Genomic DNA, 22,906 nt, shown 5'->3' on the forward strand with positions numbered 1-22,906 from the left:
AACAACGCCATCAAAAAACTCAACAGCCTAGGCTTCAACGTCACCATCACCCCGGCCACCGCAGCCTGACGAACCTTACTTTCGTATTAGACCTAACGAACTGTGCCGTGACGGGTTGGATGTGCGGTGGTTGGCCTGATCGCCCGGCTAGCCTGCGGCTTGTTGGGCGATGGTGTGGGCGAGGCGGTAGGAGTCGGTCCCGGTTTCGATGATGGCACCGTTGAAGGTGAGCCGATCCACGATCGCAGCGCAAAGACGTGGGTCGGTGAAGGTCTTGGTCCAGCCTGAAAATGACTCGTTCGAGGCGATGGCGATGGAGTTTTTCTCTTCCCGTTCGGTCAGGACTTGGAATAGGAGTTCGGCGCCGCGCCGGTCCAGTTCCATATAGCCCAGCTCATCAATGCACAGCAGATCCACCCGGCCGTAGCGGGCGATGGTCTTGGCCAGGACCTTCTCGTCGGCAGCCTCCACGAGTTCGTTCACCAAGCGCGTGGCGAGGGTGTATTTGACCCGGTAGCCCTTCTCCGCCGCGGCGGTGCCGAGCCCGATGAGCAGGTGGGATTTGCCGGTTCCGGAGTCTCCGATCAGGCACAAGGGTGCACACTTGCGGATCCAGTCCCCGGTCGCGAGGGTGTGAATGGTGGCTGGGTTGATGTTCGGGTTCGCGTCGAAATCGAAATCCCCGAGCCATTTGTCCCTGGGAAAGTTCGCTGCCTTGACGCGGCGGATGGAGGAGCGCCGGTCCCTATCATCACACTCAGCCAGCAACAGCTCGGCCAGGAAGCCCTGATAGCTCAGTTGTTCCTTCCCGGCGACCGCCAGCGCATCGTCCAGGACCGCCCGGACTGTGGGCAGACGCAACCGCCGACAGGCCTGATCCACGGCCGCGACAGCAGCCTGTTCGGTCAGCCCGCGCCGTCGGCGCAGGGTCGGGGTGATGGCGGTGGCCGCTGCGGTCGGGCTCATGAGATGTTCTCCTTCGACGCTGTTCCTGCGGGGTGTTCGGTGCGTTTGGCCAGCAGCTCGTCGTAAGCTCTGACCGATGGCCGCGGCCGGGTGTCGGCAGGGAGCCCGGCGATGACCGCTGCGGGGTCCATGAGCCGGCGCTGGGTAAGACTGACAACCCGTTGCACTTTCAATTCGGCGTGAGCACGGGGATGACGGTCCGGACCGGCCTCACCTGGGGAGGACATAGTTGCGTGTCTGCGGGCTTCGACCGCGACGACGTCGGCACTGACGGCCCCCACGTCCAGCGCGGCGGTGATTCCTGCCTGGATGTCGCCGGAGTCCATCGATCGGTGGAGGAGCAGGACGTCGATGAGCTCACGGGTTCCGTCGGCGTCGCCGTTGACCCGGCGGGAGGCGGCCCAGAAGGCCTCGTGGGCGCTGGTGAACGCTCCGGACTCCCGCGCCCGGGCCAGCGCAGTGGAACCGGGCAGCGCCCCGGGTTTGGTCTTGAGGACCTCGAGGTAGTGATCCAGCTGGACAGACTGCCCATATTTGGCGACGATCCGCTGATGCCTGGCCACTAAGGCATGGCCGTCGAACACCACGAGCTCGGATGCCCGCAAGGACACTCGGACCTTCCTTCCGATGAGCCGGGCCGGAACGGAGTACTTCACCATCCGCACCGTAACCATCGACGACCTATCCACCCTGGGTGTCAGAACCAAGCCCGGGTCAAACTCTTCTGCCGGCAGCGGTGCCAGGAACGGCTGCTCGGTCTCGAAGTCTTGGCCGATGGTGTGGATCCGGTCATTGATCCGCCGCCTATTGTCCAGTGCCTCCCAGGCCCGGATCCGGTTGTTGAGCTCATCCAGGGACTCAACGACGGGCATGGGCGAGAGCCGGTTGCGTCGGAACCAGCCCACCTCTCCTTCGACGCCGCCTTTTTCGTGGGCTCCGGCGATGCCGGGCTGGCAATAGAACGCATCAAAACCGTAGTGGGAACGGAACAGCACCCACCGTTCGTTCTCCTGGCGCTGCCGGCCCTGGCCGAACACCACGGCGGTGACAGCGCTGGTGAGGTTGTCATAGCGGATGTGCCTGACCGGCACGCCCCCAATCTCGTTGAACGCCTCGATGTGGCCTTCCAGAAAAGCCTCCTGGGCCTGCGTCGGATAAATCCTGTGGATGGCCTTGCCCGAGTGGGACAACCGGAAGACGAACATGTGGCACTTCGTCTTCACACCGTTCAGCACGACCCAGAGTTCCCCGAAGTCCACCTCGGCCTCTGCGCCCGGGGCGTGTTCCTGCGGGACGAACACCTCCACCCGGCGCCCGGCCTCCACGTCGATTTGGGCCCGCCGGACCCGCACGTAGTCGCGCACCGTCGAGTACGAGAGTTCCTGCGCGCCGTGCTCCTCGATGAGCCGGGCCAGTATCCTCCTGGCCGTGTGGCGCTGTTTCCTCGGCGCCGTCGTGTCCTCGGTCAGCATGGCATCGATCGCAGCCTTGAACGCTTCCAGCCGCCAGGACACCCCTTGCCTCGGTTTGCGTTCCGGAGGGGTAGCCGATTCGAGAGCCTGCCGGACCGTCCTCCGATGGACGCCGTGCCGGGCCGCCAGCGCACGAACAGACAAGCCCTCGACCCGGGCATCCCGCCTGATCCGCGCGAACAAATCCACTCTCGACTCCACCCTGCCCCACCCTCCGCCGCGTCCATCCACTGATGGATCCAACGTTGAAGGTGGGGCCACGAATAACCGTCACAAGTGCCCGGCGAGTCACGAAGTGGGGCCAGAAATAACCGTCCTACCGGGGCCATCCAAACCTGTCACAGCCAGCGGGCGTTACTGGAAGAACTTGCCACTCAGTGGTCTCCTCCGCTGTCGCTTTCACCTCAAACAACTGACCGAGATCTTGCCAGGGAATGGTTTGAGGGTTTGGCCGGTGCCGGGATGGAGGGGCTGGTCATCAAGAGCAGCAGCCAAACCTACACGGGTGGGAAACGGATTTGGCTCAAGGCCAAGCACGTTTCGGAGCTGGACATCGTGTGCGCCGCTGTCATTGGCCCCTTGCATCGACCCACCGAAATAGTGGCAGGCCTTCCCATCGGCGGTGAACTGCGCATCGTGGGCCGCAGCACGGCGCTCAAGGCCTCCGATGCCCGGGCCATCGCCCCTTGGCTCCGTCCCCCTGCAGGACCGCACCCGTGGCCGTCCACGGTCAAAGGAACCGCCCTTGACCGGTTCAACCGGGATGCATCACCGGTCGAACTAACACTCGTTGATCCCCTCGTGGTCGAGGTCATGGCCGATGCCGCATGGTCAGGCCAGTCCTTCCGGCATGCCCTCCGCTTCCGCAGGGTTCGTCCGGACCTCGACCCGACCACCGTTGACCTCCCGTCCAGATTTTCCGGGGCAGACAAGGAAACCTGAGCCCCAGGAACGGCCTGCCATCTACTCAGGAACGGCGGAGTTGGCAGCGGCCCGTTGCGCTTCGTCTCGCCGGCGGCGCAGGTGGATGAGGCTTTGTTCCAGCGCGCTCACCTCACCGAGCCACTGGTGCGTGCGTGCCTCATCCAGCCTTTGTTCGGCGTTTTCGGTCATCTCCTCGATCCTTCCGGCTTGGGCCGGATCAACCTGCAGGAACCGGCATTTGATACACGCGTGCTCGTGCACGCAGGGTGTCGCGTACGGGCGGTGACAAGTTCCCAGGGCGACCCGGCGGAGTAGGAAATGCTGTTCGAACTCCTGCCATTCTTCCGAGGTAGCCGGGCGCAGTTCATGCTCCGGCCGGCTCTGCCGGCGCCGTTCGATGAAGGCGTGGTGCGCCTGAATGACGTGCTCAGGAAAGACCGCGGTGTATCCGCGGGTTGTTTCCAGGTTCAAGTGGCCGAGCAGTGTTGAGACGATGTGCAGGGGAAGGCCCGTCCCGACCAGCTCGGTGGCGAACAGGCGGCGGAAGTCGTGCGGGGTGAAAGTGACAGGTATCCCTGCCTCGCTCAGCCCCGCATGCGTCGCAATCCCATTGAGGAGCTTGCGCGCGTAGCCGGGGGAAATGACGCTCTGGGTAGGGCCCAGCAGCCTGGCGAACAAGTGCGGGAGGGGATCGCTAAAACTCTTTTCATACGGGTCATAGCGGACCGACAAAGGCACACTCGCCTCCTGCCCACGCGCCCGCCGCTGCACCTCCAGGAGGACTTTGACCAGCTCTGGGGACATCGGAACCAGCCGTTCGCGGTCAGTCTTGGACGGGACAACATGTAACAGGGGGACGATGGTGTTGGTAGTGGGGGCCACGTAGTGTCGCAGGGAAAGTTGAGTGAGTTCCAGCAGCTCCTCAATCCTGATGCCGGTTTCTTTCAGGGTGGAGGCCACAGCCCATCCCCAAAACCCCTCCGATTCGACCGCCGTGACATCAAGCCGCTTCCCGACCGTCACTGCCGACGCGGTTCCCCCATCATGGGCCACGACTTCCGCCCAGATCCGTGCCCGCGTATTCCCCACACTTCTTACCGGCGGATCATGCCTCCGGTAGGTCACCCCGTCCACGGAGTAGGTTGCGCCATGCCCGGCGGCCAGCGTGTGCTCGAGCAGCAGGTTCCCGCGCTCACGCAGTTCAGTTGCAGCCCGCATAAAATCCGGCAGCAAAGGGGTCAGGGAACGTGTCCGTTGCTGCATCCGTGCTTCGCGCTGTCGGCGCTCTTTGGAGACAGAACGGGATTCGGTTCGCGGCACCGGTGTCGGTGCGACCCAGACCGCCCAGCGGTGTGGTTCATCGTGTGCCCACTCGGCAAGGTCCCGGTAGAGGGCGCGGACGGCGAAATAGGTTGAGGATAACTCCCGCCTCGGTTTCCCGTCCAAAGTGGTGTGAAGGCGTTCCCGCCATTGCAGGGCAACCTCTGGGGCGAGCCGGAGGTCTTTCTGGGCCGGGTTGATGTCGATAATCTCAGCCCAAAACAGCCGTACTAGTCGGTAGGCGAGCCCTTCAAGCGACCCGTAATCCATGGAGGGCTTCAGCTCTTCCAAGTAATCAATGAGCAAATCACGGACACCCGATTCAGGGATTCCATAGCGCCCCACAAGGGTTGTCACGGTATGGCGGCGGGAGGAGACACTGGCGTGCCATGCAGCCCGCAATGTCGGTGGCTCCCCGGCAAGGGGACCAAGGGCCACGAGCAGTTCCCACGCCAGATATTCCTTGGCATGCCTACGGGACACGCGGGCGATGTGTGTATAGGCCAGGACGTCATCGCCAGTCAGCTGTCCGAGGCGTTTCCCCGTTCTGACCAGGATTCTTTCGATGGCATTCTCTGCACTGCGCCTACTGGGCTCTGGAGCGCGCTGATACTCCGGCAGCGCCCGCATCTGTGCCGCGGCGACCGGTTCCGCGGCGTCCAGGAAACCTACCGGCCCGGCGGTGCCGCTCCACTGCTTTGCTGTAAACATCCACTCATAGGAAGGGCGGATCAGCCTGGATCGGACCAGCATCGTGACGCCCATGCTCAGAAGCTTCAGGGGCTGTGCCAGCCGAACCGTAAGCTCCCGCAGACCTTCACGCGGGGCCTGATCCATGCCTGAATTCAACCACCGCTCGTCCCAAGAGCGCCCAGGGAAACGCTGCAGCCACTTCAGTACGTGCCTGCTCCCCAGCACCCGGGTCCGGGCACTGCGCGGATTCAGCCCATACAGTTCGATGCACTCCGCGACCCATTTCAGCGCATCATCCACTCCCAGTTCCTGAAGCGCTGCAAACTTTTCGTTCGGGATTGCCGGAGGTGGCACTCCCCCATCGAAGGCTTGCCGCGGCCATACCTTGTCTGCCGTCGTGCGCGTACTGTCAGCGGCAAGACGAAGCTCCCGGGCCCGGCGGTAGGTTCGGGTCGCGGCAACCTGCTCCGCTGACGGGCTCGCTACGGCGAGGTCATCACCGGTCACGAGGACAGACCCAGCAACTCACGGACCGCTGCCTCATCGTATTCAGGTTCGACGGAAGCGGCCGGGGGCCGGGGCTGCGCATAGTGCTCCAGCACCTTCTGAAGCACGTCCTCCATCCTGGGCTGCGTGTAGACCGTGGTCGTCGTGATGCTGGCATGCCGCAGGACTGTCTGGACGTCGACCAAAGTGAATGCGGGGTCCGCGATCATGCGCTCGGCCGCGGTGTGCCGCAGATCGTGAAGCGTCCAGTTTGATCCCAACACGCTTTGTGCCCGGGCGAACATCCGCCGCGCCGCCGAATAGGTCAGGGGCCTGCGGTTTCTCGGCGGTATCGTCCACCACACCGGGTCCCCTGGCGACGCTGGCTGACCTTCTTTCATATAGAGCGCCAACCACACGAAGGCATCGGAACTGGCTGGCACCATGTCACGGTTACGTGTTCCCTTACTGGTCACGAAGAACGTGTGCTCGCCAAAGTCGTAGTCACCGTGGCGCATACCCAACAGCTCCTCGGCTCTGACCCCGCTACTGAGCCAGAAAGAGAGCAGGGCCCGATCGCGATGGTTATGCACCGCGTTAAAGATCGCCGCTATCGCATCCTCAGGGATACCCCGCCAGGCTGGGCGCGGAACTCGTTGGCGGTAGGAACCGCGGCGCGTCCGCTGGAACGGATCCATGGGATTGTGGTGCGAGTGCCTTGCAGTTTGTCTCGGCACAGGATTCACCAAGGGGCCCAGATCCATCTCAAGGGCGAAGTCGTAGAAGCTCGACAGCACGCTCAGCTGGTGATTGATGGAGTTTGCCGAGAAAGACTTGCCGGGCCCTGCCTTTCGGGTGACGGCGTTGGTGGTCGCCGCAGCCTCCAAGCCCCTGCGCAGCGCATTCGCCGTGGGCGCCGCCTTCATGTGCTCTACCAACTCTCTGACATCAAGCCGCTCTGCTTTCTCCCACGGGGTGAATCTGTCGGAGAGGAAACGGAACCACCGCAACAAGTCGAATGCGTAGCTCCGCAAAGTAGCAGGCGAACAATCGGAAGCGGCAAGCTCCCGTAAGAATGACGAAGCCGCCTCGTGCTCCGAATCCGGAAAGAGTAGCCGGTAAGGAAGACCCTCCGAAGACTTTACGACCCTGCCCAGTTGCGCCGTCACTGCCCCAGCCTCTCATCAAGAGCCGCTCACACCCGTCAAGGTGCAGTTAACATGCCGGGCTCTGGTCATCCGGGACAATGAACGGGCGACTCTGTGGTCACGGCAGGGCAAAGAACTGACCCGGTATTTCCCCGAGCTCATTCAGACCCTGGAGGCTGCTGTCCCTCCCGGGTGCGTGATCGACGGCGAAGCCGTGATCTGGACCAACGGCCGGCTCGACTTCACCTCTCTGCAGCAGCGCCTCGGTGCCGGCCCGAAAACCCTTCCCGGACTGGTCCAGCAGACGCCCGCGAACTACGTCGCCTTCGATATGTTGGCCGTCGCCGGCCATGACGCCCGCGACCTGCCCTTAAGCCAGCGGCGGGCACTCCTTGAAGAACTGGCCAACAGTTGGGAACCGCCACTGTCCCTCTCCCCCACCACCACGGACCGTCGTGTTGCCGAGCAATGGTTCGAAGACCTGCCCCATACCGGGATCGAGGGGCTCATCATCAAGAATTTGAATCAGCCCTACACACCAGGCGTCCGCTCCTGGCTGAAGCTGAAACACCGGGAAACCGTAGACGTCATCTGCGGGGCCGTGATCGGACCGATCACCCAACCCTCAGAGATCGTGGCCGGACTCCTTCTCGAGGGTGAACTGCGGATCGTTGGCCGGTCCACCCCACTGAAGACCGCCGACGCCAGGGACCTGGCCCGATGGCTGCAACCGCCCAAGGGCCAACACCCCTGGCCGGCCACCGTTAAGGGCACGGCCCTGGACAGATTCAACCGCGACAGGGAACCCGTCACCCTGACACTCGTGGAGCCCCTGGTCGTGGAGGTCTCCGCCGACACCGCCTGGTCAGGCCGGTCCTTCCGGCATCCCCTCCGCCTGCTCCGGGCCAGACCGGAACTGCCCCCTGCCGATGTCACCCTCCCGGACAGGCTCCACACGGGTTAGCGGTCAGTGCGGATGGTGATCAGCTTTTGTCCATCTTCCAGCCGCGCGTAGAGGTTGCCCCGCGCTTCCTCGTAGGTGTCAGCTTCGACGTCGATGTATCCGTAGCTGCCGTCGGAGTTAGTGATGGTCCCGGTGAGTTTCACGGCATGAGTCTATGAGGCCGCAGGTTCGGCGGGCTCAATGAGTTCGGGCCCGTTGTTCCGCACACTGTTCACGCGGGGGCTGACGATCCGGGGCGTCAGGGTCGGTTCCGGCAAGGAGTCCAGCAGGTGCAGAATACCGTCCTTGTCGGTCAGGTCCGGGTCCAGCCACTCCGCGAAGCGGTCCCGCGGGATGATCACCGGGGACCTGTCGTGGACGTGCCCCAGGGCGTCCTGCGTCGTCGTGGTGAGCACCGTGCAGCTGAGCAGCCACCGGCCCGGGTCGTCCTCGGGCAGGGACGGATCAGCCCACCACTCGTACAGGCCGGCGAAGCCCAGCAAGGGCTCCTTCTCGGAGTACAGGTAGTTCGGGATCTTCTTCCCGTCCTCGGTCTTCTGCCACTCGTAATAGCCCTCTGCCGGCACGATCGCACGCCGCTTTATTGCAGCTTTCCGGAAGGACGGCTTCTCCAGGATGGACTCACTGCGGGCGTTGATCAGCTTGGAGCCGATCTTGATGTCCTTCGCCCAGGACGGGACCAGTCCCCAACGGGCAATGAGCAGATGCCGGTCAATCGTGCCCTCATCCAGGCGTTCGGCAACGATCGGCACGCTCTGGGTTGGCGCCACGTTCCAGCTCGGTGGTGGCGGGCTTCCTTCCACCTCTTTGGCCTCAAAGTGGCTCAGAAGGTCCCCCGTTGCTTTGGACATCACATATCTGCCGCACATGCGCCAATTCTGCCTCAGCGGCGTTGTAAATCGCTCGCCGGAAACTTGGGTAGAGTGTGCTTGTTGGTCTAAAGGCGTGCCCTTTTGGGGACAGGGAAGGCGTCCAGGCGGCGCCCCGGGGCGGATGGAGTCCGAACCGGCTTCGGGACGGGGCGATCCCGTAACGAGCGAACTGAAATCTTGATGGACGCCCGGCGGCCGACCAGACGTGGCAAGCCCATAGGGAGCCCTTGGTGGATGCCAAGTTGGAACGTCGGCCTCCTGCAACGGAAACCGTCATGGCCAAGTTGCAGGAGGTCAACCAGCGTTATGTGGCCGCCGTATGTTGGCATCAAACCGGGCGCCGCCGCTGCGGAGTTCGCGGATAAACCGTTCAAAGTCTGCCTGCATTTTTTGGGGCTGCCCCATCTTTAAGGTGTATTGAGTCCCACGAGGACTTTTTACCCTCAGCGTGGTTCGCGCCTCATTCCATTTGAAAGTCCACCCTTGAGGCGTGAGGTTACTTCTCAGAAGCCGAAGGTCCCCGTCCACGTCGCGGACTGGGGCAAGGGTTGAAGGAGGCTGCCGATGAGGTGCCGTGGGTTCACGACGCGGTCCTAGGCTCCTTACTTCGTCAATGATAGCGATCACGACACTATTCAAAGCCGCCGCCATATTTCTATCGTTTCTGCGTGGATAGGGCAGGTAAGTGATACCTGAAAGATCCGTCGGGAGCTTTAGGTTCACTCCGGCGGGCAGGACCATATAGGTCCGCTCCGGGCCCAGCGACCCCATGAACAGGCCCAGTTCGAAGACGACATTGTCCCTTGGTGCCCGTGCTTTGGAGGACCGGCTTTCCACATCATCGTCCGGGCTTAAGACCATTACTGCGAAGTCTGCTGCTTTGGCCCGGTCTACGAGGGCGGCAAGCGGGTGTTGGCCTTGACGGAATACGCCGTGAGTCCACACTGTGGATTCGGTTAAACCGGAGTGATCAAGACCTGCCGCTAATCGGTGGGCTACGTCCTGTCCTTCACTTGACGACCCAATGAATACATTCGACAACCCGTTCATTGGCTCTATGGTGCCGGATTGGATGGAATATCCAGGCCGTGCTGGCGGAGGCGGGCAAGTACCTCGTGGGCAGCGTGGTCTAAAGCCTCGCCTTCCAGCTGGTAACGAAGTGCGTCAACCACCGTGGCATGTAGATCCTCGTAGTCTTCTTTTGCTGTTTCCATGCTGTGGGCCATATAGGCAGATTACGCGAACCTTTTCCGGATTCGTCCGAGGCGCCATTTCAATCAACCAACGTCGCCCAGATGAGAGCAGCAGTGCAAACAACCAGGCCGACTGTCGCTAAAACCAGCGCCCACGAGGCTCTGTAAATACGCTCGGACATCTGCTGATCGAGTTTGGCCCGCTGCTCGATGACCCAGACGTCGAGGGATTCCTTTGCACCCCAAACGACGTGTTCACCACCAATGTGGCGCAATAGTTTGCCTATTCTTTCCAAATCTTCAGTCGTGGGCTGGGGGACCTCATAGTTCAACTTGCTCATACGACTATCCTGCCCTGAGGGGCGCCACTCCTCTCCAGGGAACGGTTTCGAGGAATTCAAAAACCGCGCGTGGATCGTTGACGAGCGCAGCCAAACCAACCAACTTCGAAGGGAATGCAGCCGGCTCCGCCGTCAGGTTCTTTTCGTTATAGAGCCGATGAAACCTGTCGCGGATACCGAACGGCAACGTGTCAGCGACTTCCTCTTCGAGTTTGGACGCTTCGATGGAAAGCGCCGAGGGCCTGTGCCTCTGCATGCGTTCGAGCCTGGTTTTTGGCTCTGGTGCGGGCCGGGCTGCCGCGTCTAGCAGTCGCGCCGCCGCGGTACTCACCCAAGCATCTGCCCGCGTGACCGGCAATGGAATAGGGATCACCTGCACGGCCAGGATCGCTTCAAACCTGACGGCAAGCGAAACACTTGATGGGTCTTCATGAGTGTTTACATAGCGAAGTATGTCAATGCCAGCTTCGCCGAGCTCAGCCAGCTGCACATCGCCCATCATGTCGGCGCGCTCCGGATGCACACCTGGTTCGAGGGACGCGTCGCGGCGTAGGCGGACCCGATACAAATAGAACCTCTCGTCGACACCGTCCTGGTCAGTCATCCGCCTCAACATGTTCTCGATCGCCGCCTCGTAGGTGCCCAGATGAAGGGCTTTAGCCTTCTGGCGAGCGGCCCAGCGCTCCAGCCCTCTCCCGTCGGCCCCGATTGCTTGCAATCTTCGTTTGGTGACGTCCGTGAGGTTAGCGGTTGGGTTGAAGGCTCGATCGGGCCAGTTCGCGTGCGTTGTCGTGTGATACCAAAACGTATCCAGCACCGTCGAATCATCATGGGAAGGGTCGTCTTGTGCAGCCCAAAAGTCAGGCCGCCTCTCGGCCTCGCAATTGGTGCCGCATTTCGGACAGCGTTCATGTCCTTGGTGAAAGCGACTTAACCACTCAGCGTGTGCCCGCCACTCATTGCTACAAGTCCCGCAACGCATCCAACGTAGGCGTTCAAAATCCACTGCTCGCTCAATCACGGTCACAGTTTCACACGAGGGGCTGACAGTATGACTTTCGAAGACAGCGGTTTTTCACGGCGCTATTGGCGCGTGGTGCCTGCAAGAAAATCCTTTGCTGTCCCCCGGCTTGTCCGGTGACGAGGCACTACGAGGCTGGCGGACATTCTCGAACGTGGTCGACCGGCTAGACCAAAAGTGGTTCATGCCATAATGCGCACCATAAGCACTATAGGAACCCCAATGGTCGAGCAAATTATCGAACTTGCCTTAGTCCACACCGCGTACACTGCATGAAGTTCCATTCAAATACACACCAGATATCGAATGAATAAAGCAACAAGAAGGACGATGGGCTCGCTGGCAGGAACTCTCATTGGATGTGCTACTTGTGGTCAGGCGGTGGACGACACTGGAAATCAAACCCAAACAAATGCATCTATCCCCATGTTCCGCCTAACTGGACGGCTTCATGTGGTGAGTTGTAAGAACACTCATAAGGACCCGAATACGAGTCCAAGCCTTCCTTTCAACATGCGGCCTCATGACAGAAACAATTCGAGATCCTGTCTTGAGTCATATGCGTGTCAATGCAAGCGTTTCAAGAGACCCGCACATAGCCTTAACAGTAGGACAGCATGCAACCACACCAAGTAGGAGAGTCGCCGGCCGATGGCACGATCACTGCAAACCCCTGCACCCCCAAAACCCCAGATGACAAGAGCCATTGACCGTGTCATCTCCCTGGCGAACGGCAAAGGCGGAGTCGGCAAGACGACCACCGCAGCCAACGTTGGCGGGTACGTCGCGCTGGCTGGCTCCCGTGTGCTGCTGATCGACCTCGACCCTCAGGGCGACCTGGCCCGCGACCTAGGATACGAGCGGCAGACAGGGAGGGAATTCTTCCAAGCCCTGATCGCCGGCACGGCCCCGCTGATCCTGCGCGACGTGCGAGAAAACCTCGACGTCATCCCGGGCGGCCAGGACCTCGAAGACATTCAAGGACTGATGGTGTCCCGCTCCAGCCGCTCCGACGCCGGCGACTTTGGCGACATGCTCTATGCCGTCCTGGCACCGCTGGCAGACGACTACGATTTGATCCTGATCGACACCCCTCCGGGGGAGCGAATCCTCGTAGAAGGCGCCTTCGCGATCTCCAGTGCAGTCGTCATTCCTACCCGTTCCGATGATGCGAGCATCGACGGTGTCGAACGCATCGCACGCCGCTTCATGGCTGTACGTGACCGGAACCCCTCCCTGCAGTTGGCGGGCATCGTCCTGTTCGGTGTCGGTCCGCGCTCCATGCGACTCGAACGCAGTGTCCGAGACACTTTGGAAGAAATGCTCGGTACCGTCGCCCCTGTCTTCGCCACCCGCATCAGGAACTTGGAGAGCGCAAGCGCGGACGCCCGCCGCAAGGGCCTGCTCTTCCACGAGCTTGAAGGTGCCGTAACCGACGCTCAGAAGAACCGACTAAAGGCGCTCCGGGCGGGGGAGAAGCCTGCAGACGGCTTCTTCTCGCGCAACGCCGGGGGACTCGCTGAAGAGTACGAGCAGCTGACCGGCGAGATCCTTGCACGACTGAACGAAATCGAAAGCGGAAACGAAGCATGAGCGGTCGACAGAGCCTTGCCGGGGCATTCGCACCTGTAGCGCCCACCCGCGGTGCAGCACTCCAAGGGTTGCTGGCTCCGAAGCGGGGGAGAGGCGCGCCTGCAACGGAACTCAAACCCGAAGAGTCTCTGGCGGCACCAGCCAAGGAACTTGTTGAAGTGCCGCCAACAGCAGCACCCGAGCCCGCTCACGCGCAGGTACCTACTGAGCAGCCACAGGCGGATAAGCGGCCCACCATTGAGCAGCCGCTTGTTGAGGAGACAGCCCTTGAGGCGATAGGGCAGCAGGCGCCTACATCCATCAAGTCCCCCAAAGCCAGCACGCGGCAGCAGCCTGGTTCCAAGAAAGTTGCTAGCGCGACCAAAGCCTCGGAACTGGTCCCCGGGGCGCTGCGCAACGTCGGCGTGTACTTGCCACCGGCGCTCCTGGCGCAGGTGAAAGATTCCGTCTACCAAGAACGGACGACATATGCCGACCTGCTAATTGACGCTTTCGAAGCAGTCGACGATAAGCAGATCGCGGGGGAATTCACCGCCGAGACCAAAATGACCAGATCCGGCATGCCCCGTCGTGCACCGCGCAAGCGAGGAGAGGCTGGCATTCAGATCCAGCTCCGTCTCGACGGGCTACAGGTTTCTTGGCTGGATGAGAAGGTCACCGAATTCGATGCGCCGTCACGTAGCGCCCTGGTCTCGGCCGTGTTCAAGCTTTATATCCAGGAGAGACAAACTTACGCAGAGTGACGTTAAGGCTCTAGCGCAAAGTACCGCTCGGGCACCCGTAGTACTTATGGCTTGAACTATGGCATGAGTTATGGCACCAAACTCAGAGTGTCAAGGCTGACTAGGGACTGAGTACAGCGATCCCCCGTCGAGGTATACGGGCCGGCGGAGAGCCAGACTCACAACTACCGAACCTTGGCGCTGAACCTCATCCCGTTCTATTGAAAGCTATGTCGGAAAGTGACCATTCGTCGGGTGGCCCTTCGAACATCTCCCACGGATAGTCGTCGTCGGGGGAGAGCAGCTCGACGACGGTATTGACGTTCTTGGCGAGCCATTCCCGCCAGATGATCCGATCATTGCGGTAGCGCTGTATCTGTGCAGCGACAGCTTCCAGGACCCCCAACTGCTCTGCAAGCTGCTTCAGTGAGGTGGCCGCGACGGTGGACCAAGAGCGGTCGGCACTGCGGGTGATGAGATTCCAAGCTGCCAGGACTTCCAGGGCTTCGTTCACGGCGGACCGGGAGAGCCTAGTTACGCGTACGATTTCTGATGTCAGCATGGCGGGGGAGTGCTCCAGAGCCTCATAGACGAACGCTGCCGGCAGTCCCAGTTCACGGAAGACCGGGCGAAGGGCGTGGATTCTCCCTTTGTGCCAGCTCGCATCCTCGGCCGCTGTCTTCAGCTCTTCCGGGATGGTGAGCATATAGAGGTCTCCCTTGGTTCCACGGCCTTCCTCAACCAGAGTGACCAGCGGATTTTCCTCGGCCCTCAACTCCCGGAGATGCATCGCTACCGTGGTGTGGTCCAAGCCGGTCGCGACAGCGATAGAACGAACACCGAACTCCACGAACCTGGACGCCGTCATGTGTGCTGCCTCCCCCAATGACCGCAGCACCATCCTCCTCGCCATACCTGTCCTGGATTCCTGGTAATTCACCTCCCTGATCCGTAGAGCGTTGCGCCAGGTACGAATGAACCGATGCTCTGCATCGGGATTCGAAATTGGATTTATGCCCTGCACTGCAGGGGGGTGTGTATTTGGCTTGCTTGTGGGGGATCTGCGGACATTGTTCTTTCCGTTGCTGGCGGCCTTGTTTTTGCTGAGGTATTTGAGGGCGTTCTGCCAGTCACGCCGCAGGGAAGGTAGCCGGTTTTTTGCGGAGTAGCGCGCGTAGAAGGAGGCCAGGCCCGGCCAGGTTCCCTGCAGCATGCGGCGTTCAACATCAACCAGCTGCAAGCCTGCGGCCGCGGCCGCTAGGACGACGGCTTGGCGTGCCTCCGAGTCTGAGGTGTACCGGTTCGTGTCGTACAGGCCGGTTTGGGCGAGGACCTGCATGGGGCGGGACATCCGTCCCCTGGGCTCGTCGACGACGGGCGCTTCCGCGGTGGCCAGGCTAAAGGACTCTTCCTGCCGGAGGGCACGGACAGCCTTTATCTCGAAGGCCAGATCCTTGGTCATGGCGGCCCATACCGAGTTGTTGTTAGGACGTCGGGCAATGTCGTAGGCCATAGACAGACTCATTGCGAGTTCCTGGTGGCCGCCACGCTTGTGGGGTGACCCGGGCGTTCGCATGCAGCCGTGAAGCAGGTTCTGGTGCGGGGTTTTATCCAGGGACCGATACCGGGTGCCCAACGCCTCGACAAGATCACGCGCCTCGGAAAAGGTGACCCGCTGCGCCAGCGGGACGTAAACGTGGCGGCCACCGTTCGGTGAGAAGTCCTCAATCCACCGGGCCCCAACGGAATGCAACCATGCATGAACGGCGCGGACGTCGGCATGGACCCGGTCGGTGCCGGCTACCGAGGAGTCGAAGTCGAGGAAGATCGCCGCACAAGTGCCGTCCTTACCGAAAATTCGTACTGCAGCAGGCAATGATGGAAGGGATTCGGTGAGGTTCCGTTCGTGTTTCTGCGGGTAGGTCTTCCCTGCGTCGCGAGACAATCGGACACGAGGCTGCCCAGCGAGCAGCGGAGCTAGCGCAGCCCAAACGGTTGCTGGGTCGTCTGGCTGCCATGACACGCCCAATTTTGGGCGCGCTGGAAGCACGGAGACGTGCTGATGTACGATGTGGGTAATCCTTTCGGGGATTGAGGTACGAAAAAGGGCCGATCCTGCCAGATCGGTTTTATAGCAACACAAAGGATGGCCTTTTCAGGCTCTCCACGACTTACAATCTGATCCGCCGGCAAGCAATCCAGAGGGTAAGTCTCAAGCTTCGAAGGCCCGCCTCGTGCGGGCCTTCTTTTTGTTATGAGGCGATGCGGATCGGCAGCTCCTGCTGGTAGTCATCCTGGTCGAGCGCAGCCAGGTCCTCTTTAAGCTTTGGCTCTACAACGGACAGAACGTATTCAGTGACGGTCAGGCCCCTGTGGGCTGCCACTTTGGCGATACCGTCAGCAGTGTGTTCCGGTGTGCGGAAACCAATGAACTTACGCAGGCCTTTGCTGGGACGCCCGCCGCCTCGATTTACTGCTACTGCCGTCATGTGCTTGTCCTTTGAATTTTGTATCCGCCGCAGCGAACACAGCTTCATCGTTGTATGCCCAGCCGCTAGCACTGACTTCGATGCCGTTGCGACTGCTCCGAAACTACCACCGTGTAATTGCCCTCTGGGGGATTTGTTTTCAGAAAACGGCCGCGTGTCGGATTTGTGACGGAGAGCTCGCAGGTTGGTCATGGTCAGAAGCCCCGAGCTACGGCGGCGGCTGCGGCGAGCCAGGCGCGTTGGGTGGCGGGCTGGAGGGCGTCGTAGCGGATGGGGCCGTTGACGAGGGAGGGGTCGTAGGGGATCCGCACCACGGCCCGTGCATGGGGGGCGAAGCCCTCGGCGATCCTTTGGGCCTCGTCCTTGGCGCGTTTGAGCGCGTCGCCGCTCATGCTGCGCTTGGCGTCAGTGGACTCGGAGACGATGACGACGGCGTTGCGGGCCAGTGCTTCGTCGTGGCCGCCGCGGGATTCGAGGGTTTGGAGGGTCAGGCGGGCGGCTTCGGCGCGGTCTTCGATGGCTGTCACGGGGACGACGAGCTGGTTGGTGTGGTGGATCATCCGGCGCCAGTTGGCGGCGCGGGCTGTGTTGCCGGAGTCCATGACGATGAGCCGGTAGTAGCGGGTGAGTACCTGGTGGGCGATGTCCACTTCTTCGGCGGTGACTTCGTGGTCGCCTTCGTCGTTCTCGTCGGAGCGCAGGACGTCGAACTTGTCGGCGGTTTGGTGGTGGACGAACCGGGCGATCTCGGCTGCCTGGGCGCTGGGGGAGAGCAGTGCCTGGGATGAGTCGATGAGATCCAGGACGCTGTTGTTGTGGCCGCCCTTTTCGGTGCGCCAGCCGAGGGTTCCCTGTGATTCGTTGTTGTCCCAGGCGACGGTCGCTGCGCCGCTGTAGCGGGCCAGGATGGCGCTGAGCATGACGACGGTGGGTGTCTTGTTAGCGCCGCCCTTGCGGTTGACGACCGCGACGGTGCGGGGCCCGGGCCAGTGTTGGCTGACGGTGCGGATGTCATCACGTTCCGCCAGCTCTTCAGACGAGGGGTCCATCCGGAAGCCCAGGCGGCTGAGAGCGCCGCGCCAGCCACGCGTGGCCGGCTGGAGCACGGGAGCGCTGATCAGGAATGAGGTGTCTTTGAGGCTGCGCCGAGTGCCAGGCTCCTCAGCGGCTGGTGTGGCGGCCGGTACGGCCTCCTGGGCGGTTGCGTCCGTGACAGCTGCACCGAAGGTCACCGGCCCAGCGCCGGCAGGTTGCGCTGGCGTTTCCTCGGTCGGAGGGGCGACGGGCGACGGAGCAGTCCCGGCTATGGCTTTGGCCGATTCCGGTGCGGGGGCGCCCCTAACGGACGAAGTGTCCTCCCGTCGGGAGGCAGGCTTGATGGGAGTGGCTTCGCTGACGACACCGTCGGGGGAGACGATGATGAGGCCCTGCCCGTCCGGATCGGTGGTGCTGACGCGGACGGGCCTGCCGAGTTGAACGGCGGTTTCGGTGATGAGGCGCAGGGCGTCGGTGAGGACGGCGGCTTCGTCGGCGGCTTCGATCGCGTGGGAGGTCCCGTTGATGGTGACTTCGCCGGTTCCGTTGGTGCGGAGAACGGCGTTGATTTTGGGGAAGTCGAGTGCCTGGGTTTCCATCATCTGTCCTTACTTCGTGCCGTTCGGGGGCGTGAAACGGTTGGCCAGCCAAGGCTTATCGGCCGCTGTGCGGAGCAGTTGCACGTCATACACCCCGGCGTCCGTCGGGAAGAGAACATGGCAGCCGAAGCCGTTCTTCTCATCGACCTTGAGCTGGCCTGGTCCGGTGACCTTGGTGACCGGGATGTTGGCCGGGTCAACGTATTGGTAGTCGGCGGTGGCCTGGGCGGTCAGGAGTTGGCCGAGGTCCTGGATCCATTCCTTGTCCCCGACCGTGGGGCGGGCGTAGAGCGTCATGGCCTCGGTCGCGGTTACCAAGGCTGCCTTTTTGCTTGCCTCGTCCCAGGCAATGCCCAGGGTAGCCGGTGCTGTGCCGCCGGGTGCCTGGGGCTTGCCGCCTGCACTGAGAGTGGCCGGCGCTGTAGTAGACGCCGTGGTGGTGGGAGTGCCGGGTGTTGGTTCCTTGGGCGTTGTGCTGGATACCGGCGCGCAGGCTGTGCACATCATCACAGCGGCCGCGAGGGCTGTCAGGGTGCGTTTCATCGTTCCTCCGGTGAGTCACTGCCGGGCAGGTAGAGAAAGGCGCTGGGTGTGCCGTTCTGTACGGTGCGGGTGTAGTAGGTGTGGTCGTTGGGGGCGGGGTTGCCGTTGTAGCCCTCTTCGAGGAAGCTGCCGTCAGCGTTGACGGCTTTGACGATGGCGACGTGGCCGTAGGTGCTGTCTGCGCCTCCGGCGCCGGGGGCGTACCAGACGACAGCTCCAACATATGGGGTTTTGCCGGTGGGCCAGCCTTTGGCGTCCCAGCCGTCCTCCCACGTCAGCGCTGAGCCGAGCCGTTCGCCGTCAGGCCGGAAGGTGCTGTTATGCACCTTGAAGGGGGCGATGCTGCTGCCGAGTTGCTGGTTGACGCGCCAGAGGGCGAAGTCGACGCATTCACGGTTGAACATGCCCAGCGGTGAGGCCAGGCCGATTGTGGCGGTGCGCCAGGGCAGGTCGTCGCCCTTACCGGATTCGCCCGGGATCCCGCAGGAGCTGTCGCCGTTAGCCTCGGCCGTTTTCACGTCGCCCAGGGCGGCGACGACCTCCACGGCGACCGGCCAGTACCGCTCGTAGTGGTAGGGGTCGGCGTTGCGCTGGACCCGGTGCGCGGCCATAGTCGGCTCGAGCTGTTCCCAGCCGTCGACCTTCTGCAGGGACTTGAAAAAGTGAGTGGCGGAGATTGAGGGATTCATCCGGTCGCCATAGGTACCCCAAGCGCCGTTGTCGCGCTGCTGGAAAAGCCCCCGGGAGTCCGGCCCCGGGCCGTCCCCGTGGTCAAGGACCTTCAGTCCGGATTCGCCCATGGCTGTCATGACCCCGATGGTCTGCCCCCTGGCGGAAAGGTGCAGGGCTTTACCGGCGTTGATAATCATGGCGGCGTTCTTCAGCTGATCGCCCTGGTAACCAGCCACGGGCACTTTGGGCAGCTCGCCGGTATCAGCAATGACGCTCTCCGACCCCGGTGAACACACACTGGCGGCGTCGGCCTCCGATCCGCCGCCCAAAAGGACGATGGAGAGCACCAGGGCGACCGGCGCGGCAATGGCCCCAGCAACCAGCACCGGCCCGCTTTTGCGGCTCTGCATGCTCCCCCTTCACATCCCCTAATCAGGCTTCCGGTTCCCCGGTCGAAGGAGGCGTTCGGCCTTCCTTCAAGGAGTTCCGGTTCTCCCACACCCAGTCCTTGACTTGCTCTCGGGAAATCAACCATGTTTTCTCGACTCGGTAGGCGGGGATAAGCCCCGTCTGCAACCACTTGTAAATCGTGTTGCGGGACATCCCGAAGATCTCTTCGAGATCCTGCGGTGTCAGTCGCTCCGGGTACTTTGCGAACAGCGCATCAACGTACTTCCGGTCCACGACTAGCAATCCGTCCCACAGCACACTGACACAATACAGTACGAATTGGTACCATCAGGTACTAGACGTGACCATTTGGTATTTAAAGTGCCGCTGCGCGTCATGGGGGGCCTTTCGGGTCTGCTGGTATGTATACGATCTTTGCGGACGAAACAGGGAGATGGGAAATGTCGGTCTCAAAAAACCGATGGGTGACGCTCGGCGCAGCCACTATCGACGAACCCTCAATCATCCCGGAACAGGCGCCTCTCATCCCTACAGGGGCCACAAGGCCGCAGCTCAGTGTTCCGCAGCCAGACCAAGCGGACCGGCTGCCGCGCAGAAATGTTTCGGGAAGGGAACCGGATTTTTGGTGGCTTGGCGTCCACGGCGGTGCCGGCGAAACCTCGCTGGCACGTTTGGACAAGAACACCAGGGCAGCCGATCATCACTGGCCTTTGATGGCGACCGGGTCCGTCGTCGTCCTGGTTGCCCGTTCCAACATCCCCGGCCTGGCCGCGGCACGGTTGGCGGCACGTGAATGGGCTTCACGGTCGCTTCCCGAGATCGAGGTTGCTGGCCTGGTGGTCATGGCCGACGCTCCCGGACGGCTCCCCAAAGAAATCCGCGACTTCTCCCGCATCGTCGGTGGGGGAGTGCCCCACGCGTGGCACTTTCCCTGGGTGGACGGATGGCGCTACGGCCACGACGTCGCCCCCGAAGAACTTCCCAAAGAAGCCCGCACCGTCCTCGAGCAGGTACACCTCGCAGTAACTGCCGCCGCCGCACTCACGGCCAAGTAGAAAGAAGAAACCCCATGCTGTTTTCCAAGGCCATGGAATGGTCAAGCTTTGCCATCACCGAGATTCCGAACCCGGGCACCGGTGAAGCACCTCCCGGCTCCGAAGGATTGATCACAATCCTCAAATGGATCGCCTGGATCGTCTTCGGCCTGGCAGTGGCCGGCATCCTGATCACCGCCGGAACGATGATGATCAACAACCGACGCGGCGAAGGCGGCGAGCACGCCGGCCGCCTCGCATGGGTCCTGGGCGGTTGCATCCTGGCCGCCTCCGCAGGCGGTGTCGTAGGCGCCCTGGTCTAAGGAGCGAAAGCCATGACTGAACCGACAGTGAACGAAGACCAGAACCCGCTGACCAAACCTAAGTTCATCATCTCGGCCGTTGTCGTGGCGATCATAGTCGCACTTGGGATCATCCTGGCCCTGCTCCCCAAAGGGGGAGAAACCCCGACAGCCGAGCCAAGCAACGCCGGATCTGCCACCGCCAGCACGCAGCCCAGCGAGGCAGCCGCCGACAGTGTCTGCGGCTTGCCTTCGGGCGATCAGGCCAAACCAGCCACCGCTCCGGCTGACACCAAATGGGAACTGGTGGGAAAAGTCGCCGCACCGACATCGCCTACCCAGTTCGGCCCCGGCAAGACCGAAGCCAACGGCCTCCGCTCCTGCTTCGCACACTCACCCACAGGGGCGCTATATGCGGCGTCGAACGTCGCCGTGCTGTCCGCTACAGGGAAGGCTCGACTCGTCTACGAGCAGTTAGCAGTTCCTAGTCCCGAACGAGATGCACTGCTGAATCAGCCTGAGCCGCAAGAGACATCAGCTGTCACGGCGCAGATCGCAGGGTTCCAGATCCGCTCATATGTCGCCGATCGCGCGGTGATCGTGATTGCAGCAAAGGGCAGCAACGGTGCGCTGGTTTCGGTGCCTGTTCCGCTTCAGTGGCATGGCGGAGACTGGAAGGTTGTTGTTCCGGCAACCGGCAGCACGGGCGGGGGACAGATAAGTGACTTGTCCGGGTTCATTCCCTGGTCTGGTGTCTGATGGCCTGCGAAGGATGGGACGCCTTTAGCATCGGCTGCCACGCAGGTGCGGCAATCGAGGACGCCGCCAATGATGCGATCAAGAACATGGCAAAAGCGATTGCTGATGCCGTAGGACAGACTGTGAAGACGCTCGGGACGTTCTGGGTCAATGTGGGAACTCCCGACCTTACCTCCGCACCGGGAGGTTCTACCGCGAGTGATCCGGTCTTGTTCCTGCAGAACAGTCTCTATTTTTGGACTGCGTCACTGGCTGTGCTGTCTGTCCTTGTGGGCGCGGCAAAGATGGTGATCGAACGCAGGGGCGCACCCTTGCGTGATCTGGGGCGTTCGCTGGCGACCCTGGTCGTCGTCTCTGGCGCAGGCGTAGCGGCAGTGGGCCTTCTGACGGTCGCGGCCGACAAATTCTCCGCCTGGATCATCGAGAGCTCCACGGATGGGACGTCGTTCAACGAGAACATCACGTCCCTGTTGCAACTTTCGGCCACCAGCCCGATCGGGTCGATCATGATCATCCTCCTGGGGCTGATCGCGATTCTGGCCTCCGTAATGCAGATCGTCCTCATGATCGTCCGCGGTGGCCTGCTCGTCATCCTGACAGGGATCTTTCCCACGGCTGCAGCCTTTACGAACACGGAAGCTGGCAAGGGCTGGTTCCAGAAGTGCACCGCCTGGCTGTTCGCCTTCATTCTCTACAAGCCCGCGGCCGCCATCGTCTACGCCACGGCCTTCCAACTGAGCGGCAGCAAGATCTTCGGGAACGCTGGTGACGGCAAGGACTTCGGCTCAGCACTGATGACGACAATCACCGGTTTGGCCTTGATGGTCATTGCTTTGTTTGCCATGCCCGCGCTGATGCGCTTCGTGACACCGATGGTAGGTGCCGTTGCCGGCGGGGGTGGAGCTTTGGCTGCGGGAACGGTCGGCGCACTGGCTTCCGGCGCTGTCAGCATGGGCAGCGCCGGCCGTGGCGGTGGCAGCGGCGGTTCGGTTAATTCCGCACCGGCGGGCAGCTCCAGCGGATCAGGGGGACCCGAGGGACCATCAGGGGCCGGTGATACCGGAACGGCCGGTTCGTCGGGGACACCGGGCGAGACCGGGGGAGAGGGCACATCCGCGGCCGGCCCGTCTGGAGCCGGTACTGAGGCTGCCGCAACAGAAACCGCCGGCGGCGGTGCCACGGCTACTGGGGGCAGCGGTGCAGCCTCCGGCGCGGCGGCCGGCGGGGCAGCCGCGGCGGGACCTGCTGCACTCGGCGTGATCGCGGCGCAGAAGGGCGTTGAGGCCGGCCAGGCTGCCGCCGGTGCTGCGAAGACTATGACTGATGATTCAACGGGGGGTGCCTGAG

At 62.2% G+C, this 22,906-nt stretch carries 24 protein-coding genes; 8 read left to right on the forward strand and 16 right to left on the reverse strand.

What is annotated here, in order from left to right; all coding sequences use genetic code 11:
• Positions 1-147: 147 nt before the first annotated feature.
• Both istB and istA read right to left on the reverse strand, forming a co-directional pair.
• Complete coding sequence (gene istB, locus ACFTR6_RS19205; protein ID WP_377959082.1) at positions 148-966, reverse strand: IS21-like element helper ATPase IstB; 819 nt, start codon at positions 964-966, stop codon at positions 148-150.
• Positions 963-2,639 (reverse strand): IS21 family transposase, encoded by a 1,677-nt coding sequence (gene istA, locus ACFTR6_RS19210; protein ID WP_377959137.1) that lies wholly within the window; start codon positions 2,637-2,639, stop codon positions 963-965. Before istA ends, istB begins: the two co-directional genes overlap by 4 nt.
• A 75-nt stretch (positions 2,640-2,714) precedes the next feature.
• Between istA and ACFTR6_RS19215 the strand changes: the two genes are divergently transcribed.
• Positions 2,715-3,380, forward strand: a complete 666-nt coding sequence (locus tag ACFTR6_RS19215) for a hypothetical protein (RefSeq protein WP_377959083.1) — start codon at positions 2,715-2,717, stop codon at positions 3,378-3,380.
• 21 nt (positions 3,381-3,401) lie between these two features.
• Here the strand turns inward: ACFTR6_RS19215 and ACFTR6_RS19220 are convergent, their stop codons facing one another.
• Both ACFTR6_RS19220 and ACFTR6_RS19225 read right to left on the reverse strand, forming a co-directional pair.
• The gene (locus tag ACFTR6_RS19220) at positions 3,402-5,675 is read right to left on the reverse strand and encodes a tyrosine-type recombinase/integrase (protein ID WP_377959084.1); all 2,274 of its coding nucleotides are present in this window, start codon (positions 5,673-5,675) and stop codon (positions 3,402-3,404) included.
• Between the two features lie 203 nt (positions 5,676-5,878).
• Entirely contained in the window at positions 5,879-7,030 is a 1,152-nt protein-coding gene (locus ACFTR6_RS19225; RefSeq protein ID WP_377959085.1) for a tyrosine-type recombinase/integrase, read from the reverse strand.
• A gap of 40 nt (positions 7,031-7,070) precedes the next feature.
• On the opposite strand from ACFTR6_RS19225, the gene ACFTR6_RS19230 reads away from it, so the two are divergent.
• Positions 7,071-7,973, forward strand: coding sequence for an ATP-dependent DNA ligase (locus tag ACFTR6_RS19230; protein WP_377959086.1), 903 nt, complete (start codon positions 7,071-7,073; stop codon positions 7,971-7,973).
• On the opposite strand, the gene ACFTR6_RS19235 is transcribed toward ACFTR6_RS19230, so the two are convergent.
• The 6 genes from ACFTR6_RS19235 to ACFTR6_RS19260 form a co-directional block, all read right to left on the reverse strand.
• Positions 7,970-8,116, reverse strand: coding sequence for a hypothetical protein (locus ACFTR6_RS19235; protein ID WP_172411828.1), 147 nt, complete (start codon positions 8,114-8,116; stop codon positions 7,970-7,972). The genes ACFTR6_RS19230 and ACFTR6_RS19235 overlap by 4 nt on opposite strands.
• Before the next feature lie 9 nt (positions 8,117-8,125).
• On the reverse strand, positions 8,126-8,842 hold the full coding sequence (locus tag ACFTR6_RS19240) for an SOS response-associated peptidase (protein ID WP_377959087.1): 717 nt from the start codon (positions 8,840-8,842) through the stop codon (positions 8,126-8,128).
• A gap of 297 nt (positions 8,843-9,139) precedes the next feature.
• On the reverse strand, positions 9,140-9,895 hold the full coding sequence (locus tag ACFTR6_RS19245) for a TIR domain-containing protein (protein ID WP_377959088.1): 756 nt from the start codon (positions 9,893-9,895) through the stop codon (positions 9,140-9,142).
• A 5-nt stretch (positions 9,896-9,900) separates the two neighbouring features.
• Entirely contained in the window at positions 9,901-10,071 is a 171-nt protein-coding gene (locus ACFTR6_RS19250) for a hypothetical protein (RefSeq protein ID WP_377959089.1), read from the reverse strand.
• 47 nt (positions 10,072-10,118) lie between these two features.
• On the reverse strand, positions 10,119-10,379 hold the full coding sequence (locus ACFTR6_RS19255; protein WP_377959090.1) for a hypothetical protein: 261 nt from the start codon (positions 10,377-10,379) through the stop codon (positions 10,119-10,121).
• A gap of 4 nt (positions 10,380-10,383) precedes the next feature.
• The gene (locus ACFTR6_RS19260) at positions 10,384-11,400 is read right to left on the reverse strand and encodes a hypothetical protein (RefSeq protein WP_377959091.1); all 1,017 of its coding nucleotides are present in this window, start codon (positions 11,398-11,400) and stop codon (positions 10,384-10,386) included.
• 693 nt (positions 11,401-12,093) lie between these two features.
• Here ACFTR6_RS19260 and ACFTR6_RS19265 point away from each other — a divergent pair.
• Both ACFTR6_RS19265 and ACFTR6_RS19270 read left to right on the forward strand, forming a co-directional pair.
• Positions 12,094-12,993: a ParA family protein gene (locus ACFTR6_RS19265; protein WP_377959092.1), complete on the forward strand. Its 900-nt coding sequence runs from the start codon at positions 12,094-12,096 to the stop codon at positions 12,991-12,993.
• Positions 12,990-13,736 carry a hypothetical protein gene (locus ACFTR6_RS19270; protein WP_377959093.1) on the forward strand — a complete coding sequence of 249 codons (747 nt, stop codon included), beginning with the start codon at positions 12,990-12,992 and terminating at the stop codon, positions 13,734-13,736. The genes ACFTR6_RS19265 and ACFTR6_RS19270 overlap by 4 nt, the downstream gene beginning before the upstream one ends.
• Before the next feature lie 187 nt (positions 13,737-13,923).
• Here the strand turns inward: ACFTR6_RS19270 and ACFTR6_RS19275 are convergent, their stop codons facing one another.
• The 6 genes from ACFTR6_RS19275 to ACFTR6_RS19300 all read right to left on the reverse strand — a co-directional run bounded on the left by ACFTR6_RS19275 (position 13,924) and on the right by ACFTR6_RS19300 (position 19,761).
• Complete coding sequence (locus tag ACFTR6_RS19275; RefSeq protein WP_377959138.1) at positions 13,924-15,765, reverse strand: MarR family transcriptional regulator; 1,842 nt, start codon at positions 15,763-15,765, stop codon at positions 13,924-13,926.
• 202 nt (positions 15,766-15,967) lie between these two features.
• The gene (locus ACFTR6_RS19280) at positions 15,968-16,204 is read right to left on the reverse strand and encodes a hypothetical protein (protein WP_087874225.1); all 237 of its coding nucleotides are present in this window, start codon (positions 16,202-16,204) and stop codon (positions 15,968-15,970) included.
• A gap of 194 nt (positions 16,205-16,398) precedes the next feature.
• Positions 16,399-17,841, reverse strand: coding sequence for a chromosome partitioning protein ParA (locus ACFTR6_RS19285; RefSeq protein WP_377959094.1), 1,443 nt, complete (start codon positions 17,839-17,841; stop codon positions 16,399-16,401).
• Between the two features lie 6 nt (positions 17,842-17,847).
• A complete protein-coding gene (locus tag ACFTR6_RS19290; protein ID WP_377959095.1) occupies positions 17,848-18,381 on the reverse strand; it encodes a hypothetical protein in 534 nt (177 codons plus the stop codon).
• Positions 18,378-19,463 (reverse strand): CHAP domain-containing protein, encoded by a 1,086-nt coding sequence (locus tag ACFTR6_RS19295; RefSeq protein WP_377959096.1) that lies wholly within the window; start codon positions 19,461-19,463, stop codon positions 18,378-18,380. The genes ACFTR6_RS19290 and ACFTR6_RS19295 overlap by 4 nt, the downstream gene beginning before the upstream one ends.
• Before the next feature lie 22 nt (positions 19,464-19,485).
• Positions 19,486-19,761: a helix-turn-helix domain-containing protein gene (locus tag ACFTR6_RS19300; RefSeq protein ID WP_377959097.1), complete on the reverse strand. Its 276-nt coding sequence runs from the start codon at positions 19,759-19,761 to the stop codon at positions 19,486-19,488.
• Positions 19,762-19,904: 143 nt separating this feature from the next.
• Between ACFTR6_RS19300 and ACFTR6_RS19305 the strand changes: the two genes are divergently transcribed.
• Genes ACFTR6_RS19305 through ACFTR6_RS19320 form a run of 4 tightly spaced genes read left to right on the forward strand, consistent with a single transcriptional unit; the run spans position 19,905 to position 22,905 of the window.
• On the forward strand, positions 19,905-20,519 hold the full coding sequence (locus tag ACFTR6_RS19305) for a DUF6668 family protein (protein ID WP_377959098.1): 615 nt from the start codon (positions 19,905-19,907) through the stop codon (positions 20,517-20,519).
• Between the two features lie 14 nt (positions 20,520-20,533).
• Positions 20,534-20,821 carry a hypothetical protein gene (locus tag ACFTR6_RS19310; protein WP_377959099.1) on the forward strand — a complete coding sequence of 96 codons (288 nt, stop codon included), beginning with the start codon at positions 20,534-20,536 and terminating at the stop codon, positions 20,819-20,821.
• A 12-nt stretch (positions 20,822-20,833) separates the two neighbouring features.
• Positions 20,834-21,559 (forward strand): hypothetical protein, encoded by a 726-nt coding sequence (locus ACFTR6_RS19315; RefSeq protein WP_377959100.1) that lies wholly within the window; start codon positions 20,834-20,836, stop codon positions 21,557-21,559.
• Entirely contained in the window at positions 21,559-22,905 is a 1,347-nt protein-coding gene (locus ACFTR6_RS19320) for a hypothetical protein (RefSeq protein WP_377959101.1), read from the forward strand. Before ACFTR6_RS19315 ends, ACFTR6_RS19320 begins: the two co-directional genes overlap by 1 nt.
• Position 22,906: the final 1 nt, after the last annotated feature.

This window comes from Arthrobacter sp. NPDC057009, assembly GCF_042673905.1.
Classification (GTDB): domain Bacteria; phylum Actinomycetota; class Actinomycetes; order Actinomycetales; family Micrococcaceae; genus Arthrobacter.